Source organism: Halobacillus sp., from assembly GCF_049282395.1.
Lineage (GTDB): Bacteria > Bacillota > Bacilli > Bacillales > Halobacillaceae > Halobacillus.
Genome location: NZ_JBAPTY010000192.1, coordinates 1 through 2332 on the forward strand (window position 1 = coordinate 1; position 2332 = coordinate 2332).

At 39.5% G+C, this 2332-nt stretch carries 2 protein-coding genes; one reads left to right on the forward strand and one right to left on the reverse strand.

Annotation, left to right across the window (positions count from 1 at the left end; all coding sequences use genetic code 11):
• Positions 1–707 (reverse strand): ATP-binding cassette domain-containing protein (locus WAM07_RS08705; RefSeq protein WP_422166090.1); only part of this gene is annotated, 707 nt, incomplete at its 3' end.
• Positions 708–1118: 411 nt separating this feature from the next.
• Between WAM07_RS08705 and WAM07_RS08710 the strand changes: the two genes are divergently transcribed.
• Positions 1119–2332 (forward strand): hypothetical protein (locus WAM07_RS08710; RefSeq protein ID WP_422166091.1); only part of this gene is annotated, 1214 nt, incomplete at its 3' end.

The window sequence follows — 2332 nt, forward strand, 5'->3', positions numbered from 1 at the left end:
GTGCTGGATTCAGGTTCATGTTGACCATTTTCAACTTCTTCCTGTTGCTCATCAGGTTCCTGCACATCCATTTTCTTTAATCCATCTTCATTCAGGCGATACACTTCATTCGTAATAATGACCGCACTTTCCATATTGCTCGTTATAATTAAAGCCGCTCCACCCTCTGCTTTATGGTCATTAATTAAGCTGCTCAAGATCACCTTACTCTCTAAATCAATATTCTGATCCGGCTCTTCCAAAATCACCAGAGCGGGCTTATGAACAAGGGCCTTAGCAAAGGAAAGGCGCTTTCTTTCCGAGAATGTGAGCTTTTTAATACCTTGAGACTTCTTAACGGATAAATTTACTTTATGTAATAACTCATCAATATCCGCCTTTTTGCCATAAAGCTGCTGGTGAAATTTTAAATATTCATAAGGAGTTAACCGCTCATAGATTCCTTCCTCATGCTGCACTAATCCAATTCGATTGCTATACCGCTTCCAGCTGGAGGGAGGGTAATCATTTTGGCCAAAATAACACACCTTTCCTGAGCCGGCGTCCTGTCCGGTCAAGATGCTTAATAGTACTTTACCCACGATATGGTCGCATTGGATGGCTGCTACTTCTCCCTGGTTAAGCTGGAAGGTAAAGGGGTGAAACCATACTTTATCTCCATCGACCTTGCCTAGGTTTTGTATTGATATGATAGGCTGCTCTGACATCCAAATCACTCCAGGATTATTAGTATTCTAGCTTCTATATACAGCTTACACGGTGAGTGAAAAATAAGGAAATAGTAATTTTACATTAACGACTTCATATAAGTATCTTCAAACCGAGTTTGTCATTCGTATCGCGCCTCGATATGAGTGATACGCCTTTAGTTATTCAACACTGATTAAAGCAATACCTGTGCGCAGATCATCATTGAAACTTGAGGGAACACTTTAATCGTCGTTTATTTTCAGAACAACCATAGCGTTAAGTAAAGGATGCAACTAAAGAAATTGATCCCTTTCTCAGTAAAAAAGAAGCGGCAATTTACAATATTATACTTTTTTGAACAAATTACTCTGTGGGGTTGGTATAATCATATACAGTACCTATCTTATTAAATACGAGGTGGTTAATTAGTGGAAAAGCTCATTTCCTGTGATTGCGAATATGATGAGAGAGTTTGTTTTGCGCTCCAACAGAACCATGTCCCTTTTATTAATCGTTTAACGCTTGAGAATCCTAGTAAAGAAAAATATTACGGTATTAAAATAACTCTTACCTCCAACCCTTCCTTTTTTGAAACCAAAACCATCTATTTAGACTCATTAAATCCTGAAGAATCTATTGAATTTAAACCAGATATCCAATTGTCTGCCGATTACCTTAGTAATCTTGAGGAAAGCATGAAAGGTTATTTCAGCATAAAAATAGAAATGGGCGAGCTGGAAGTCTATCAGAAAAACTTAGCTGTGGATATTTTGTCCTTCGATAGCTGGCCGGGCTCCAGTGTCATTCCTGAAATCATTTCGAGTTTTGTAACGCCAAACCGTCCTTTTATTATGGAAATTATAAAACAGGCATCTGGAATTATGCATAAAAACACCGGAATTTCCTCTATGGATGGCTATCAAAGCGGAGATGCTAATCGTGTGATTGCCCAACTGTCAGCGATCTACTCCGCTATCTCAGAGCAAAGAATCACGTATGCTAACCCTCCTGCAAGCTTTGAAGCTGAGGGACAGAAGGTACGATTTCCTGATTTGATTAAAAAACACAAACTAGGCACTTGTCTTGATTTAACCCTCTTGTATGCCGCGTGTGCAGAAGCCATAGGTATTCACCCTCTCATTGTTTTTTTCCAGGGACATGCCTATCCTGCTTTCTGGCTGAAAGAATTTGCCTCTCCGGAGAGTTATCAGGATGATAAAAGCATATTAACGAAAAGTATGGCGGGCGGTATAAATGAGGTTATTGCCGTAGAATCTACTTATCTCACTGATGAACATTCCACGTTTAGTAGCGCGGTTCAAGCTGCAGAGAGCAGTTTAAATAAACCCTATTACTTTCATTTTTTCGTAGATGTACGCAGAAGCAGAATTGGTCAAATTAAACCTCTCTCTTTAAAATTCAGCCCTGATTCCAACATGCAGGTTGAGGTGCAGCCAGAAGAGCCTGTGCGAATTAACAGCAATTTTGCTTTTGAAAAAGTGGAGGTTATACCTGAAGATGAGCACTCCGCTATTCACCCGGAAGACTCTCAAGATAAAATCACCTATTGGCAAAATAAATTAATTGATATGAGTTTGCGTAACAATCTGCTTAATTATCGGATTCAGAGCCAGGGAATCCC